Below are 1,333 nucleotides of genomic sequence, written 5' to 3'. Positions count from 1 at the left end.
CAACCGGGGCGGGAGGGCGTCCGGGACGATCCGGTCGTAGCCCCGCGGTCGCAGGAAGTGGGTGACGCCGGCCCCGCCCAGCACGACGGCGAGGAGGGTGGCGGTCCGGGTGGCGCGTCGTGCGCGCTCGCGTCGTCGCATGGGCCCATGCTGCCCCGTGCGGCGCCCGGCACGCACGGAGATCGCTCAGGTGGCGCGGTGTGGGACGGTGCGGGGCTCAGGTGCGTGCGGGGCTCGGGTGCGTGCGGGGCTCAGGTCAGGGCAGTCGCGACGAGGTCGAGGACGACCGCGGCCACCTCGGCCTTGCTGCCGGACGCCTCGCGCACCACGTCGCCGCCGGGGACGAGCACCTCGATGGCGTTCTCCTCGCGTTCGAACCCCGACGACCAGCCGACGTGGTTCACCACGAGCAGGTCCGCCGGCTTGCGGGCGATCTTCGCCCGTCCGAGCGCGATGCGGGCGTCACGGTCCGGTTCGGTCTCGGCGGCGAACCCGACGATGATCTGCCCGGTACGGCGGGCCGCGACGAGGTCGGCCAGCACGTCGGGGTTCTTCACCAGCTCGAGCGTCATGGTCTCGCCCTGCGCCTCCTTCTTGAGCTTCTCGGCGCGCACCTCGCGGGGACGGTAGTCGGCGACCGCCGCCGTCATCACGACGACGTCGGCCTCGGCTGCTGCCGCGTGCACCGCGTCCGCGAGTTCCAGCGCGGACCCGACGGCGACGACCCGCACGTCGAGCCCGGCGGTGAGCGACGCCTCGACGTTCGCGCTCACCAGCGTCACCTCGGCGCCGCGCCGGGCCGCGTCGGCCGCGATCGCGATGCCCTGCCGACCGCTCGACCGGTTGCCGACGAACCGGACCGGGTCGAACGGCTCGCGGGTGCCGCCTGCGCTGACGACGACGCGGACGCCCGCGAGGTCACCGAGCTCGCCACGGGCTCCGGTCCCGGCGACCCCGGTGGTGCCCGCCCGCTCGGCGCCTGCGCGGTCGGTGCCCGCTCGGTCGGTGCCCGCTCGGTCGGTGCCCGCTCGGTCGGTGCCCGCGCGGTCGTCGAGCACCGCGAGCGCCGCGGTGACGATGTCCTCGGGCTCCGCCATCCGGCCGATCCCCGCGTCGTCGCCGGTCAGCGCCCCGACGACCGGGCCGACGAGGTGGACGCCACGGTCGCGCAGGGTCGCCACGTTTGCCCGGGTCGCCGGGTGCTCCCACATCTGCGGGTGCATCGCGGGTGCGACCACGACGGGAGCCTCGGTCGCGAGCAGCGTCGTGCCGAGCAGGTCCCAGGCGAGCCCCGCGGCCATCCGGGCGAGGGCGTCGGCGGTGGCCGGGGCGC

The 1,333-nt window shown here is 76.1% G+C and carries 1 protein-coding gene; it reads right to left on the bottom strand.

Features of this window, described 5'->3' with window-relative positions:
- Positions 1–251: 251 nt before the first annotated feature.
- On the bottom strand, positions 252–1,333 hold a 1,082-nt coding region (locus I5E_RS01385; RefSeq protein WP_022905418.1), incomplete at its 5' end, for a phosphopantothenoylcysteine decarboxylase domain-containing protein.

Source organism: Curtobacterium sp. B18 (assembly GCF_000333375.1).
In the GTDB taxonomy this organism is placed as follows: domain Bacteria; phylum Actinomycetota; class Actinomycetes; order Actinomycetales; family Microbacteriaceae; genus Curtobacterium.
Note: the sequence above shows the minus strand (reverse complement) of the source record. Positions and strands in the feature narration are given on the sequence as shown.